A 13985-nucleotide genomic window follows, 5' to 3' on the forward strand; every position below is an offset into this window, starting at 1 on the left:
CACGTCGGGGGACGCGGTGATCGATACGCCCAGTGCGCGCGTCAGGTCGGCGGCGACCTCGCCGATCGGTTCCCCCTGATAGCTCAGCCGGCCGTCGCGCCAGCCGCCGACCGCCCCGCTGTCGATCGTGCCGAGGGTCAGGCTGCGCGCGACGCTGTCGGAGACCAGCGTGTGGCCGGGGTCGACGCGCACCGCCTCGCGATGGGGGTTGAACACCACCGCGCCCTCGGACACCGCGATGCGGGTCACGCCGGGCGCGCGCTTGACGTCGAACACGGTGCCGACGTCGATCAACTCGTCTCCGCCGACCTTGACCCGGAACGGGCGCGATTCGTCGTGGCGCACAGTGAATAGCGCCTGCCCGCTCTCCAGCGTCGCGACGCGATCGTCGCGGTGGTCGAGCATCAGGCGGGTGCCGCCCGCCAGCGCGATCGACGTGCCCTCCGCCAGCTGCACGGTGCGGGTATCGCCGGCGGCGGTCTCGACCGCATAGGGCTGGGGCTGGACCGACCACGCGCCATAGCCGACCACGCAGGCCACCGACGCCGCCAGCCCGGTTCCGATCCACCACCGCCGCGTGGCGCGCAGCGGGGCGATGTCCTGCATCAACGGCTGCGCCACTGGCGTGACGGGCGCCGGAAGCGTGGCGAGTTGTTCGGCCGCTTCGGCGATCCGCGCGGCGACGGCATCATAGCGCGCGGCGTGCGCTGGATCGCTTTCGAGCCAAGCGGTGAAGCCGTCCCAATCGACGAACGCAGGGTCGCCGACGCGGACAGCCCACGTCAGCGCCTGCTCGTCAATCGGGGTTCGTGGCTCCATCATCAAGATCTCCTGACCAGCATGACGGAGTCGTGCGCCTCAAACCTCATCGATGCGCTCCTTGAGTTCGGCGAGCGCGCGATACGCCTTGCGCAGATCGCCCTCGACGGTGCTCAGGCTCACCCCCAGATCGGCCGCGATCTCCCGCTGGCCGACCCCGTCGATGCGGTGGCGGCGAAACGCGGTGGCGGCGCGCGCGCCCAGCGCGTCCAGTGCCGCCTCGACCCGTGCCGCCGTCTCGCGCGCGATCAGCACGCGCTCGCCCGACGGGTCGTCGGCGACGCCGGCCGCCGTTGGTCCCTCGGTCTCGCTCCAGTCGTGGTCGCGCCGCTCGGACTGGCGCCGCGACCGATAGCGATCGATCATCAGCGTGTTCGCCGCGCTGTACAGATAGGGCAGCGGCGCCGCGACCGGGCCGCCGCGCATCGCCGCCACCTTCAGCCACAGCTCGTGCAGCAGGTCCTCCGCCGCGTCCCCGGCCCCGCGCGCGACCAGGAAGCGCAACAATTTGTCGCGATTGGCCAGCAAGACGGCTTCAAGTCCGGACGGTGGCATGGGTTTTCGAGACGCGCTGACGACCATGGGTTATCAAGGGAGCGGCGGTACTAAGGTGTCGCTGCCCCGGTTGGAAGACGGATGTGTGGCGAATCACCTGGCGGTGCGCGCCGATGCGTTCTGCCTCATGCCGCGGCCGGGGAAAAGCTGCTGGCAGCAGGGGGCGGGACTGGGAAACGCGAATGGCCTGATTTTTCCCGCGCTGCCACCGGCAACAGGGCGAGCGTCCGACGATGGTTGCACCGCCGCCCCGGTTTCGGCCAATGGCGCTGCCGCGACGCCCGAGTCGCAGCCAAGCCCATGACCCGGATGCGCCGCCGATGACCCTGCCGCCGACCCCGGCTCCCGAATTGTCGATCCCCGAACTGTCGGTGATCGTCCCGACCTTCAACGAGCGCGACAATGTCGGGCCGCTGTACGACGCGCTGGTCGCCGCGCTGAACGGCATCGCGTTCGAGGTGGTGTTCGTCGACGACGATTCGTCGGACGGCACCCGCGACGCCATCGCCGCGATCGCCGCGCGCGACGGGCGGGCGCGGCTGATTCACCGCATCGGCCGGCGCGGGCTGGCGACGGCGGTCACCGAAGGGCTGCTGAGCGCCAGCGCGCCCTATCTCGCGGTGATCGACGCCGACATGCAGCATGACGAGCGCGTGCTGCCCGAGATGCTCGCGATCCTGCGTGGCGGTGAGACCGACCTGGTGGTCGGATCGCGCTATGCCGCCGGCGGCAGCATCGGCGGGTGGGACGCGCGCCGCGCCCGCGTCAGCGCGGTGGCGACGCGGCTCGCCCGTCTGATCAGCCGGGCCGATATCTCCGACCCGATGAGCGGGTTCTTCGCGATCACCCGCCCGGCCTTTGAATCGGCGGTGCGCGGGCTGTCGGGCCAGGGCTACAAGATTCTGCTCGACATCTGCGCGTCGACGCCGCGCCCGCTGCGCACCGCCGAGGTCGCCTATGATTTCCGCACCCGCGTGGCGGGCGAGAGCAAGCTCGATACGCTGATCGTCTGGGAATATCTGCTGCTGCTGGCCGACAAGCTGTTCGGCCATGTCGTGCCGGCCCGGTTCCTGTCGTTCCTGTTCATCGGCGGGCTGGGCGTGTTCGTCCACATGGGCGCGCTGGCGATCATGATGGAGGCGGGCTATCCGCCGTTCGTCTGGGCGCAGTCGATCGCGGCGGGGCTGGCGATGATCTTCAACTTCTTCGTCAACAACACCCTGACCTACCGCGACCGCCGGCTGCGCGGGTTCGGCCCGGTCGCGAAGGGGCTGCTGAGCTTCATCGCGGCCTGTTCGATCGGCGCGATCGCCAATGTCGGCATCGCCAATTATCTGTTCGCCGACTATCGCTACATGTGGTGGACAGCCGGGCTGGCGGGCATCCTGGTCGGCGCGGTGTGGAACTACGCCGCGACATCGATCGTGACGTGGCGGGCCAAGTGATCGGGCGGGCGATGTGATCGGAGCAATATCGACTGCAAGGATCTGGCGATCGAGAAGCGCCTGCGCCTGATCGAGGCCGGCTTCCCCGCCGATCGGCTGCGCGTCGCCGTCGTTTATTCGCGCTCCGCCGGGCTGCACATCCTGCTGGTCGCGCAGACCGACGATCGCGGCGAGGTCGTGCTCGACAGCCGGCAGGACCGGATAGTGCGGTGGGACAAGGCGCGCTATCGCTGGCTCAGCGTCCAGTCGGCCGACGATCCGATGGCGTGGTTTTCGGCGATGACCGCCTGACGTCGCGGAGCGGGGAACGGGCGGGCTTGCGCGGGCCCACCCGGCGGCTCGGCTTCGGCCCCGACGCGGCGGTGCTCTGCATTGGCCGGCGACCGTCGGTGGCGGTGGGGCCGCGCGGCTTTTCAGTGATTGCTCATCTTTTGCTCATGCCGTTCACTGGACTTGTGCGGCACAGGCGCGGCACATTCACCTGTACGCGGCGGGCCGGTTCGGCTGCGCGGCGACGGAAAGGAAACCGCCATGGCCTTCGCCGACCGCGCCGAACGTACCCCCGGCATGAAGCTCGCCTTCACCATCCTTGTCGCCGCGCTGCTGGCGATCCCGCTGTTCAGCGTCTACCTGCTCGCCTACGATCGCGAGAACCAGTCGCGCACCGCCATCGCCTCGATCGCGGAGGGATGGGGCGGGCCGCAGACGATCGCCGGGCCGATCCTGGTCATTCCCTATCAGGCCGACGCGACCGAAACGGTGACCGAGGGCGGGCGGCAGGTGACGCGCACCAACCGCGTGTGGCGCGAACTGGAACTGGCCCCCGATGTCGCCAACCTCGAATCGAGCCTCGCCCCCGAACGGCGCAAGCGGTCGATCTATGAAGTGGTGGTCTATTCGGCGCACACCGCCGGCCAGGCGCGCTTCACGCTGCCCGCCGACCTGACGCGTTACGGCGTCACCGCCGACGCGCTCGCCTATGACCGCGCCGAATTGCGCTTTGGCCTGTCGGACGCGCGCGGTCTGTACGGCCCGCCGCCCAGCGTCACCGTCGATGGACGGTCGGCGAAGCTGCAACCGGGCAAGGGACCGGATGAGACCGGCGGATCGGGCTTCTTCGCGCCGATCGACGCTTCGGCCATTAGGGACCGCGCGATCGCCGCGCAGTTCGCGTTCGATTTTCGCGGCAACGGCAGCCTGACGCTGTCGCCGCGCGCGGGGGATACCCGCTGGCAGGTGACGTCGCCATGGCAGCACCCCAGCTTTCAGGGCGGGTTCCTGCCGACCGGGCACGCCACCACGTCCGACGGGTTCCGCGCCAACTGGCGCGTCGGCAACCTCGCGCTCGGCACATCGCTGGTCGATACCGGCACCCCGGCCGATCCGAACCGGGCGGCGGCGGGCAATGTCGCGGCGGGGCCGGGCACGCATCAGGCCAGCGTGGCGCTGATCACCCCGGTCGATCTCTATGCGCAGGTCAATCGCAGCGTGAAATACGGCTTCCTGTTCATCGGCTTCACCTTCATGGCGTTCCTGCTGTTCGACGTCGTCGGGGGCGTCAGGGTGTCGGCGGCCGAATATCTGCTCGTCGGCGCCGGGCTGGTGCTGTTCTTCATCATGCTGCTGGCGTTCGCGGAGGTGATCGGTTTCACCGCCGCCTATCTGGTCGCGGCGGCCGCGATCGTCGCGCTGCTCACCGCCTATTCCGCCGCCGTCCTGCGCAGCCGGCGGCGCGCCGGCTATATCGCCGGGCTGCTGGTGGCGCTTTACGCCGTGCTGTACGTGCTGCTCAGCCTTGAGGCCTATTCTTTGCTGATCGGCTCGCTTCTCCTGTTTGCGGCGCTGGCATCGGTCATGTATCTGACCCGCAATCTCGAGTGGGGCGGTCGTCCGGCCGCACCGGAACCAGCAGTGTAAGGGACCTCGATGGCGCAGTTTTCGCTCCCCAAGAACAGCACGATCAAGAAGGGCAAGGAGCACAAGGCGGCGCCCGAGGCGACTCGGGTCAAGCGGTTCAAGATCTATCGCTACGATCCCGACAGCGGCGAAAATCCGCGGTACGACAAGTTCGAGATCGATCTGGACCAGTGCGGCCCGATGGTCCTCGACGCGCTGATCAAGATCAAGTCGGAGCAGGACCCGTCGCTGACCTTCCGCCGCTCATGCCGTGAGGGCATCTGCGGGTCGTGCTCGATGAACATGGACGGCAAGAACGGCCTCGCCTGCACGACGGCGATCGAGGACATCAAGGGCGAGGTGCGGATCACCCCGCTGCCGGCGATGGACGTGATCAAGGACCTGGTCCCCGACTTCACCCATTTCTATGCGCAATATGCCTCGATCAAGCCGTGGCTGCAGACCGTCACGCCGCCGCCCTCGGGCAAGGAGCGGCTCCAGTCGCCGCAGGAGCGCGAGAAGCTCGACGGTCTGTACGAGTGCATCCTGTGCGCGTGCTGCTCGACGTCGTGCCCCAGCTATTGGTGGAACAGCGACAAGTTCCTCGGGCCGGCGATCCTGCTCCAGGCCTATCGCTGGCTGGCCGACAGCCGTGACGAGATGGCGGGCGAGCGGCTCGACGAGCTGGAGGATCCGTTCCGGCTCTATCGCTGCCACACGATCATGAACTGCGCCAACGTGTGCCCCAAGGGCCTCAGCCCGGCCAAGGCGATCGCCGAGATCAAGAAGATGGAAGCCGAACGGGTCGTCTGAACCGTTGTCCGAGACCTCTCCCTTCTTCTCCTACGACGACGATCCCGATCATCCGGGATGGAAACGCTGGGTGGCGACCGATCCGACGCGGTTCAACACGCTGCTCGGGCCGCTGTCGGTGCGCGTCGACGGCGACATCGCGCGGGTGCGGATGGTGCCGGAACATCGCCATTCCAACCTGCGCGACCACGTCCATGGCGGCGCGCTGCTCGGCTTCATCGACGTGGCGATGTTCGCTGGTTGCCGGGGCTTCGGCATCCTGGACGCCGGCGGCGCGGTGACGCTCGACCTGTCGACCCAGTTCATCGGCGGCGCGGCGATCGACCGCCCGATCGAGGCGCAGGTCGAACTGCTGCGTGAAACCGGGCGGATGCTGTTCGTGCGCGGGGTCATCGTTCAGGGCGACGACAAGATCGCCGCCTTCTCGGGCACGCTGCGAAAGAATACGCGGAAATGAGCGACGCCCGTACTCCCGCGCGGGCGGGAGTTCAGAGTATCGCGCGATCCGGCCCGCGCCCCTCGACGTCCGCCTGCGCGGGAACAGGTGGATGAGCCGCCTGATCGAACGCTATGACGCGCTGGTCGCGGCGGGGGAATTGCGGCCCGACGCCGCGCAGGCCGCCGCCGCGCACCGCCTCGCCGCGCTGGCCGCCGAACTCGAACAGGCGCCTCGTCGCGGCAGCGTGCTGTGGCGGCTGGGGCGCAAGCCGGAGGCGCCGCGCGGCCTCTATCTGTGGGGCGGGGTCGGGCGCGGCAAGTCGATGCTGATGGACCTGTTCTTCGGCTGTCTCGACATCGAGCGGAAGCGGCGGGTCCACTTCCACGAGTTCATGGCGGAGGTCCACGAACGCCTGCGGGTGGAGCGGGCGAAGGAAAAGGGCGACCCGATCAAGCCGGTGGCGGAGGCGTTGACCGATGAGGTGCGCCTGCTCGCGTTCGACGAACTGGTGGTCAACAACATGGCCGACGCGGCGATCCTGTCGCGGCTGTTCGCGGAGATGTTCGCGCGCGGGCTGACCATCGTCGCGACGTCGAACCGCGCGCCGTCCGAACTCTACAAGAACGGCCTCAACCGCGAGCTGTTCCTGCCGTTCATCGACCTGATCGGGGAGAAGATGGACGTGCTCGCGCTCAACGGCCCGGTCGATTACCGGCTCGACCGGCTGGGCAGCGTCGATACCTGGCTGGTGCCCAACGGGCCGGCGGCGACCGCGACGCTGTCCGCCGCCTTCTTCCGCCTGACCGATTACGACAGCGCCGACCGCGCGCATGTCCCGTCGGAGGAGTTGGCGGTGCCCGGCGGCCGAACGCTGCACGTGCCCAAGAGCCTGAAGGGCGTCGCGGTGTTCAGCTTCAAGCGGCTGTGCGGCGAACCGCGCGGCGTGCCCGACTATCTGGCGATCGCGCGCCATTTCCACACCGTGATCCTGGTCGGCATCCCCCGCCTGGGGCCGGAGAACCGCAATGAGGCGGCGCGCTTCGTCACGCTGATCGACGAACTGTACGAACACAAGGTCAAGCTGCTCGCCTCCGCCGACGCCGAGCCGGAGCAGCTTTACGAAGCCGGCGACGGCCATTTCGAATTCGCCCGCACCGTCAGCCGTTTGCGCGAAATGGGGTCCGACGACTATCTCGCGGCAGAGCGTTATTGATATTGCGAACAGTTTGCAGTTAAAAGCTTTAACCCGCCAGGTCTAAGGGTTGCCCTGCGTCGGCGTTCGGCCTATGCCGCGCCCGATTTCGCGCCCGCGTCGGTTCGCGCGCGCCCAGCAGGAGACCCCCATGGCTCGCAAGAAGATCGCGCTGATCGGCGCCGGCAACATCGGCGGCACGCTCGCCCATCTCGCGGCGCTGAAGGGGCTGGGCGACATCGTCCTGTTCGACGTGGTCGAGGGCGTGCCGCAGGGCAAGGCGCTCGATCTGTCCCAGTGCGGCCCGGTCGAGGGCTTCGACGCGAAGATCACCGGCACCAACGACTATGCCGACATCGCCGGCGCCGACGTGATCATCGTCACCGCGGGTGTGGCGCGCAAGCCGGGCATGAGCCGCGACGATCTGCTCGGCATCAACCTCAAGGTGATGAAGGCGGTGGGTGAGGGCATCGCCGCCAACGCGCCGGATGCGTTCGTCATCTGCATCACCAACCCGCTCGATGCGATGGTGTGGGCGCTGCGCGAATTCTCGGGCCTGCCGCACCAGAAGGTGGTCGGCATGGCCGGCGTGCTCGACAGCGCGCGCTTCAGCCACTTCCTGGCGGAAGAGTTCAACGTGTCGGTCAAGGACGTCACCAGCTTCGTGCTCGGCGGCCACGGCGACACGATGGTGCCGGTGATCGAATATTCGACGGTGTCGGGCATTCCGGTGCCCGACCTGATCAAGATGGGCTTCTCGACCCAGGAGCGCATCGACGAGATCGTCAAGCGCACCCGCGGCGGCGGCGGCGAGATCGTCGCGCTGCTCAAGACCGGGTCGGCCTATTACGCGCCCGCCACCAGCGGCATCGCGATGGCGGAGGCCTATCTCTATGACCAGAAGCGCGTCCTGCCGGCGGCGGCGCACCTGACCGGCCAATATGGCGTCGACGACCTTTATGTCGGCGTGCCGGTGGTGATCGGCGCCGGCGGCGTCGAGAAGGTGATCGAGATCGCGCTGAACGACGAGGCCAAGGGCAACCTTCAGGTCAGCGTCGACGCGGTCAAGGAACTGCTGGTGGCGTGCAAGGGCATCGATGGCAGCCTGAATTGATGATTGTCGGGCTTGTCCTCGCTGTAGCGCTTCAGGCGCCGTCCGTTGGCGCACCATTGGTTGCGTTCGATAGCGCGTGTGCCCGGCTCGACGGCATTGATACGATGGATTCCCGATTATCGGAGAGTGGTTGGGAACGATTCACGGCAACGCAAGGCTCGGAATTGTCACGGGTGGTTGCCGCGATCGAGACGGCGCCAGCCGGCATTCGTGTCGATACACGCATTTTCAAGCGCGCGGCCCAACCCGACCTCGTCGTGCTCGGCTCGCAGGTTTATGCAAGCGACGGCTCAGGCTCGATTGAATGCCAGGTGTTGAGTGAGAGTGCTGTCGTTCCCAGCCTGGATCAACTTCGGGAATGGGCTGGTACGGCGCCAACCAAAGTGTTGAAGAAAAACGGAATTTTGACTTGGGTGTGGCAATCCGGACGGTCTGCGGATCAGCCGTTTCTAGCTGTTACCTACACGCCGGCCAGTGCAAAGCGCCGCTTCCCAGGGGTTGGGCTGTCGGTAAGAACCGTAAAATTTTTGTCCTAACACGCGAAGAAGGATCAAGATGAGCATCCTCGTCGACAAGAACACCAAGGTGATCACCCAGGGCATGACCGGGGAAACCGGCACGTTCCACACCCAGCAGGCGCTCGCCTATGGCACGCAGATGGTCGGCGGCGTCACGCCGGGCAAGGGCGGCAGCGAGCACATCGGCCTGCCGGTGTTCAACACCGTGTCCGAAGCGGTCGCCAAGACCGGCGCCACCGCCAGCGTCATCTACGTCCCGCCCCCCTTCGCCGCCGATTCGATCCTCGAGGCGATCGACGCAGAGGTGCCGCTGATCGTCACGATCACGGAGGGCATTCCGGTGCTCGACATGGTCAAGGTCAAGCGCGCGCTCAGCGGCTCGAAGTCGCGGCTGATCGGCCCGAACTGCCCCGGCGTGCTGACGCCGGGCGAGTGCAAGATCGGCATCATGCCCGGCGGCATCTTTTCCAAGGGATCGGTCGGCGTTGTCAGCCGTTCAGGGACGCTGACCTATGAGGCGGTGTTCCAGACCACCAACGCGGGGCTGGGCCAGACCACCGCTGTCGGCATCGGCGGCGATCCGGTCAACGGCACCAACTTCATCGACGTGCTGGAACTGTTCCTCGCCGATGAGGCGACCAAGTCGATCATCATGATCGGCGAGATCGGCGGTTCTGCCGAAGAGGAAGCGGCGCAGTTCCTGCGCGACGAGGCGAAGCGCGGCCGCAAGAAGCCGATGGCGGGCTTCATCGCCGGCCGCACCGCGCCTCCGGGCCGTCGCATGGGCCACGCCGGCGCGATCGTGTCGGGCGGCAAGGGCGGCGCCGAAGACAAGATCGCGGCGATGGAGGCGGCGGGCATCCGCGTCGCCGATTCGCCGTCGGAGCTGGGCACCACGCTGGTCGAGGTGCTGAAGAATCTGTGAGCCTTGCTCCCACCGGGAGAAGGGCTGTGGAAGACCGGGCGGCTCGCCGTCTGGTCGAAGTTGGATGAGGGTGATCCGATTGGCGTGTCACCCGCACCCGCCCACCCGGCTTGACCGGGCGGGCGCCTCCCTCTCCCGCCGGGAGAGGGGTTGAAGGACGAGGCTATGGGCTACGAAGGGCAGGATTTCAGCGAGATCGCGGGGGGCGTGTCCCCGGCCTTCGTCGAGACGCTCTATGCGCGGTTCAAGGCCGACCCGAACAGCGTCGAGCCGGGCTGGCGCGGCTGGTTCGAGGGGCTGGAGAGCGCCGCCTCCGGCCCGAGCTGGGTCAACAGCCGCTGGCCGGTCAGCGACACCGACGCGCTCACCGCCGCGCTCGACCCGACCCAGATGGAGCCGGCCCCGGCCCCCGCGAAGCCGGGCAAGCCCGCGCCGGCCGTTTCCGGCGCCGCCGCGCCCGCCCCGGCGCTGGCCGACATCCGCCGCGCCGCCGACGATTCGATCCGCGCGATGATGCTGATCCGCACCTATCGCGTGCGCGGGCACCTGGCCGCCAATCTCGATCCGCTCGGCCTGTCGAGCCGCGAGATGCCCGAGGATCTCAAGACCGAATACCACGGCTTCACCGACGCCGATCTCGATCGTCCGGTCTATCTCGCCGGGGCGCTGGGGCTGGAGACGGCGACGATCCGCGAGGTCGTCGGCATCCTGCGCGCCAATTACTGCGGCAATGTCGGCCTCGAATACATGCACATCGCCGACGTGGACGAGCGCCGCTTCCTCCAGGACCGGATGGAGGGCAAGGACAAGGCGATCGACTTCACCGTCGATGGCAAGAAGGCGATCCTGACCAAGGTCATTCACGCCGAGCAATATGAGAAGTTCCTGGGCCGCAAGTACGTCGGTACCAAGCGGTTCGGGCTCGACGGCGGCGAGGCGATGATCCCCGCGCTGGAAAGCGTGATCAAATACGGCGGCCAGTACGGCGTGCGCGAGATCGTGTTCGGCATGGCGCACCGCGGCCGGCTCAACGTGCTGACCAACGTGATGGGCAAGCCCTACCGCGTCGTGTTCCACGAATTCGCCGGCGGATCGGACAATCCCGACGACATCGGCGGTTCGGGCGACGTGAAGTATCACCTCGGCACCTCGACCGACCGCGAGTTCGACGGGATCAGCGTCCACATGTCGCTGGTCGCCAACCCCTCGCACCTCGAGGCCGAGGATCCCGTCGTGCTGGGCAAGACCCGCGCGATCCAGACGCTGGCGGGCGACCTGGCCGAGCACAAGGCGTCGCTGCCGGTGCTGATCCACGGCGACGCGGCGTTCGCCGGGCAGGGGATCGTATGGGAATGCTTCGGCTTTTCCGACATTCGCGGCTACAACACCGGCGGCTGCATCCACTTCGTCATCAACAACCAGATCGGCTTCACCACCAGCCCGCAGTTCGCGCGCTCGTCGCCGTATCCGTCGGACGTGGCGAAGGGCGTCCAGGCGCCGATCTTCCACGTCAACGGCGACGATCCCGAAGCGGTCACCTTCGCGTGCAAGATGGCGATCGAATATCGCCAGACCTTCCACCGCGACGTGGTGATCGACATGTGGTGCTATCGCCGCTTCGGTCACAACGAGGGCGACGAGCCGAGCTTTACCCAGCCGCTGATGTACGCCGCGATCAAGAACCATCCCGGCGTCAGCGACGTCTACGGCCGCCGGCTGCTGGCCGAGGGCGTGGTCGACCAGTCGTGGATCGACGGGCAGATCCATCAGTTCACCACCCTGCTGGAGGGCGAGTTCGAGGCGGGCGCCGCCTACAAGCCGAACAAGGCGGACTGGTTCGCCGGCCGCTGGTCGGGCCTGCACGCGCCGGCCGACGCCGAAAGCGCGCGCCGCAATGTGGAGACCGGCATCGACAAGAAGCTGTTCGACAGCCTCGGCCGCACGCTGACCACGGTTCCCGACAGCATCACGATCCACAAGACACTGGCCCGCGTCGTCGACGCCAAGCGCGAGATGTTCAAGTCGGGCGCCAATTTCGACTGGGCGACCGGTGAGGCGCTGGCCTATGGCGCGCTGCTGTCGGAGGGTTATGGCGTGCGCCTGTCCGGCCAGGATTCGGGGCGCGGCACCTTCTCGCAGCGCCATGCGGTGTGGGTCGACCAGACCGACGAGCACAAGTACATCCCGCTCGCCACCGTCGAGCACGGCAATTTCGAGGTGCTCGACAGCCCGCTGTCCGAATATGGCGTGCTCGGGTTCGAGTACGGCTACGCGCTGGCCGATCCCAAGACGCTGGTGCTGTGGGAGGCGCAGTTCGGCGACTTCGCCAATGGCGCGCAGATCATGATCGACCAGTTCATCGCGTCGGGCGAGGCCAAGTGGCTGCGCGCCAACGGCCTGGTGATGCTGCTGCCGCACGGCTACGAAGGGCAGGGGCCGGAGCATAGCTCGGCGCGCCTCGAACGCTTCCTGCAACTGTGCGCGCAGGATAACATGCAGGTCGCCAACTGCACCACGCCGGCCAATTATTTCCACCTGTTGCGCCGGCAGATGCACCGCAATTTCCGCAAGCCGCTGATCGTGTTCACGCCCAAGTCGCTGCTGCGGCACAAGATGGCGGTGTCGAGCGCGGAGGATTTCCAGGGCGACAGCCATTTCCGCCGGCTGCTGTCCGATCCCAGGGCGCCGGACGACGCCGCGACGAAGCGGCTGGTGCTGTGTTCGGGCAAGGTCGCCTATGACCTGATGGAGGCGCGCGATGCCGCCGGCGACGGAGAGACCCAGATCGTCCGGGTCGAACAGCTCTATCCCTTCCCCGGCGAGCCGCTGACCGAGCGGCTCAAGCGGATGCCGAAGCTGGAGGATGTGGTGTGGGCGCAGGAGGAACCGCGCAACAACGGCGCCTGGTTCTTCGTCGAACCGCTGATCGAGGCCGCGCTGGCCGCTGCCCAGGCCAAGGTCGCGCGGCCGCGCTATTCGGGCCGCGCGGCGTCGGCTTCGCCGGCGACCGGCCTGATGAAGCGGCACCAGCTGGAGCAGGCCGCGCTCGTCGCCGACGCGCTCGGCCACAACGTCCGCGAGGAAATCCGGCGGACCAAGACCAAGTAGACACGATCTAACCGCCGTTCGCTCAGCCCGAACGGATGTGAGGAACCGAGGAGCGTTATGTCGACCGAAATCAAAGTCCCGACGCTGGGCGAATCGATCACAGAAGCCACGCTGGGCGAATGGCTGAAGCAGCCGGGCGATCCGGTGCAGCTCGATGAGCCGGTCGCGAGCCTGGAGACCGACAAGGTTTCGGTCGAGGTGCCGTCCCCCGTCGCCGGGGTGATGGGCGCGCACGGCGTCAACGTCGGCGATACCGTCGCGGTCGGCGCGACGATCGGCGTGGTCGAGGCTGGCGGTGCCGCAGCCGCGCCCGCACCCGCCGCTGCCCCGGCATCCGCCGCCGCCGCTCCGGCGCCCGCCGCCGCTCCGGCCCCAGCCCCCGCTCCGTCCAGCGATGCGCCCGCCGCGCTGTCGCCGTCGGTGCGCCGCGCGGTGCTGGAAACCGGCGTCGATCCGGCCACGGTGACGGGCACCGGCAAGGATGGCCGCATCACCAAGGACGACGTTCTCGCCGCCGCATCGACCCCGGCCGCGCCTGCCCCGGCGCCGGCCGCCGCGGCGCCCGCGCCGGCCGCCGCTCCGGCAACCGCCGCCCCGTCGGGCGAGCGGCGCGAGGAGCGGGTGCGGATGACGCGCCTGCGCCAGACCATCGCCAAGCGGCTGAAGGAGGCGCAGAACACCGCCGCGATGCTGACGACGTTCAACGACGTCGACATGACCGCGGTGATCGAGGCGCGCGCGAAGTACAAGGACCTGTTCGAGAAGAAGCACGGCGTGCGGCTCGGCTTCATGGGCTTCTTCGCCAAGGCGGCCTGCCTGGCGCTGAAGGACGTGCCGTCGGTCAACGCCCGCATCGACGGTGAGGAGATCGTCTACCACGACTACGCCGACATCTCGGTCGCGGTCAGCGCGCCGCAGGGGCTGGTGGTGCCGGTGGTCCGCGACGCCGACCAGATGAGCGTCGCCCAGGTCGAAAAGACGATCGGCGATTTCGGCCGCCGTGCCAAGGACGGCACGCTCAAGATGGAAGAGATGAAGGGCGGCACCTTCACCATCTCCAACGGCGGCGTGTTCGGATCGCTCTTGTCGACCCCGATCATCAACCCGCCGCAGTCGGCGGTGCTCGGCCTCCACCGCATCGAGGACCGCCCGGTCGTGCGG

At 67.9% G+C, this 13985-nt stretch carries 13 protein-coding genes; 11 read left to right on the forward strand and 2 right to left on the reverse strand.

The window, feature by feature from the left end; genetic code table 11:
- The coding region (locus VNR91_RS12570) for a FecR family protein (RefSeq protein ID WP_325491116.1) at positions 1–822 on the reverse strand (822 nt) is incomplete at its 3' end.
- A 36-nt stretch (positions 823–858) separates the two neighbouring features.
- Positions 859–1374: an RNA polymerase sigma factor gene (locus VNR91_RS12575; protein WP_325491117.1), complete on the reverse strand. Its 516-nt coding sequence runs from the start codon at positions 1372–1374 to the stop codon at positions 859–861.
- Between the two features lie 320 nt (positions 1375–1694).
- On the opposite strand from VNR91_RS12575, the gene VNR91_RS12580 reads away from it, so the two are divergent.
- The 11 genes from VNR91_RS12580 to odhB form a co-directional block, all read left to right on the forward strand.
- On the forward strand, positions 1695–2819 hold the full coding sequence (locus VNR91_RS12580; protein ID WP_325491118.1) for a glycosyltransferase family 2 protein: 1125 nt from the start codon (positions 1695–1697) through the stop codon (positions 2817–2819).
- Between the two features lie 27 nt (positions 2820–2846).
- Positions 2847–3110, forward strand: a complete 264-nt coding sequence (locus VNR91_RS12585) for a transglutaminase-like cysteine peptidase (RefSeq protein WP_325491128.1) — start codon at positions 2847–2849, stop codon at positions 3108–3110.
- 240 nt (positions 3111–3350) lie between these two features.
- Positions 3351–4736, forward strand: a complete 1386-nt coding sequence (creD, locus tag VNR91_RS12590; protein WP_325491119.1) for a cell envelope integrity protein CreD — start codon at positions 3351–3353, stop codon at positions 4734–4736.
- Between the two features lie 9 nt (positions 4737–4745).
- On the forward strand, positions 4746–5528 hold the full coding sequence (locus VNR91_RS12595) for a succinate dehydrogenase iron-sulfur subunit (RefSeq protein WP_325491120.1): 783 nt from the start codon (positions 4746–4748) through the stop codon (positions 5526–5528).
- Positions 5529–5532: 4 nt separating this feature from the next.
- Positions 5533–5985: a PaaI family thioesterase gene (locus tag VNR91_RS12600; RefSeq protein ID WP_325491121.1), complete on the forward strand. Its 453-nt coding sequence runs from the start codon at positions 5533–5535 to the stop codon at positions 5983–5985.
- 91 nt (positions 5986–6076) lie between these two features.
- Complete coding sequence (zapE, locus tag VNR91_RS12605; protein WP_325491122.1) at positions 6077–7180, forward strand: cell division protein ZapE; 1104 nt, start codon at positions 6077–6079, stop codon at positions 7178–7180.
- 130 nt (positions 7181–7310) lie between these two features.
- On the forward strand, positions 7311–8273 hold the full coding sequence (gene mdh, locus VNR91_RS12610; RefSeq protein ID WP_325491123.1) for a malate dehydrogenase: 963 nt from the start codon (positions 7311–7313) through the stop codon (positions 8271–8273).
- Positions 8273–8809 carry a hypothetical protein gene (locus tag VNR91_RS12615; RefSeq protein WP_325491124.1) on the forward strand — a complete coding sequence of 179 codons (537 nt, stop codon included), beginning with the start codon at positions 8273–8275 and terminating at the stop codon, positions 8807–8809. The genes mdh and VNR91_RS12615 overlap by 1 nt, the downstream gene beginning before the upstream one ends.
- 19 nt (positions 8810–8828) lie before the next feature.
- A complete protein-coding gene (gene sucD, locus VNR91_RS12620; RefSeq protein ID WP_325491125.1) occupies positions 8829–9716 on the forward strand; it encodes a succinate--CoA ligase subunit alpha in 888 nt (295 codons plus the stop codon).
- 165 nt (positions 9717–9881) lie between these two features.
- Positions 9882–12824, forward strand: a complete 2943-nt coding sequence (locus VNR91_RS12625) for a 2-oxoglutarate dehydrogenase E1 component (RefSeq protein WP_325491126.1) — start codon at positions 9882–9884, stop codon at positions 12822–12824.
- A gap of 57 nt (positions 12825–12881) precedes the next feature.
- On the forward strand, positions 12882–13985 hold a 1104-nt coding region (gene odhB, locus VNR91_RS12630), incomplete at its 3' end, for a 2-oxoglutarate dehydrogenase complex dihydrolipoyllysine-residue succinyltransferase (protein ID WP_325491127.1).

Origin of the sequence: Sphingomonas sp. (assembly GCF_035555815.1) — a bacterium.
Classification (GTDB): domain Bacteria; phylum Pseudomonadota; class Alphaproteobacteria; order Sphingomonadales; family Sphingomonadaceae; genus Sphingomonas.

Bases quoted from the DNA above. Each gene is read 5' to 3' on its own strand.
- VNR91_RS12575 (WP_325491117.1), bottom strand. From the start codon at position 1,374: ATGCCACCGTCCGGACTTGAAGCCGTCTTGCTGGCCAATCGCGACAAA.
- VNR91_RS12580 (WP_325491118.1), top strand. From the start codon at position 1,695: ATGACCCTGCCGCCGACCCCGGCTCCCGAATTGTCGATCCCCGAACTG.
- creD (WP_325491119.1), top strand. From the start codon at position 3,351: ATGGCCTTCGCCGACCGCGCCGAACGTACCCCCGGCATGAAGCTCGCC.
- VNR91_RS12595 (WP_325491120.1), top strand. From the start codon at position 4,746: ATGGCGCAGTTTTCGCTCCCCAAGAACAGCACGATCAAGAAGGGCAAG.
- zapE (WP_325491122.1), top strand. From the start codon at position 6,077: ATGAGCCGCCTGATCGAACGCTATGACGCGCTGGTCGCGGCGGGGGAA.
- mdh (WP_325491123.1), top strand. From the start codon at position 7,311: ATGGCTCGCAAGAAGATCGCGCTGATCGGCGCCGGCAACATCGGCGGC.
- VNR91_RS12615 (WP_325491124.1), top strand. From the start codon at position 8,273: ATGATTGTCGGGCTTGTCCTCGCTGTAGCGCTTCAGGCGCCGTCCGTT.
- sucD (WP_325491125.1), top strand. From the start codon at position 8,829: ATGAGCATCCTCGTCGACAAGAACACCAAGGTGATCACCCAGGGCATG.
- VNR91_RS12625 (WP_325491126.1), top strand. From the start codon at position 9,882: ATGGGCTACGAAGGGCAGGATTTCAGCGAGATCGCGGGGGGCGTGTCC.